The organism is Streptomyces sp. A 4/2, from assembly GCF_940670765.1.
Taxonomy (GTDB): domain Bacteria; phylum Actinomycetota; class Actinomycetes; order Streptomycetales; family Streptomycetaceae; genus Streptomyces.
The window spans coordinates 1-543 of the sequence record NZ_CALNVW010000091.1; the positions used below are offsets into that span (position 1 = coordinate 1).

The following is a 543-nucleotide window of genomic DNA, read 5'->3' on the forward strand; positions in this document are numbered from 1 at the left end:
TGGTTGCGTTCCAGTGAGCGGCGCAGTTCCAGGGGCAGTGGGTGGTGCGGGCCGTACCGGCGTTCCGTGTCATAGAGGAGTTCCTGGAGTTGGCGGTGGGCCGCTCCGTGGTCGCCGATCGCCAGGAGCAAGTGGGCGATGCGGTGGCGGATTTCGAAGGAGCGGGCCGGGTCGGTGCCTGCCGCGTACTGGTTCTGGTATGGGGGCAGGATCGCGCGGTACTCGGCGAGTGCCGCGGCCGGTTCGCCCAGTTGTTCCAGGCACTGGGCGGCGTCGAAGCGGTACTGGAGGGCCTGTTCGTCGGCCGCGCCCGACTCCGCCGCGCGGGCGTCGGCCAGTCTGCGCAGTTCGGGCAGGGCCCGGCGGTACTGGCCGTCGTCCAGCAGCGTCGCCGCGTACTGCTTGCGCAGGATGCGGACGACCGTGGACTTCTCACCGTGCTGTTCGGCCGCCGCCGGGAGGATGCCGCCGAGGATGTCGACGGCCTGGGTGATGCGGCCCTCCCCCAGCAGCTGCTTGACCTCGTCGACCGCCGCCGCCACG

General features: G+C 71.3%; 1 pseudogene. It reads right to left on the reverse strand.

Features of this window, described 5'->3' with window-relative positions:
• Positions 1–543, reverse strand: a pseudogene (locus NBY69_RS37155) (serine/threonine protein kinase); the annotation flags it as partial.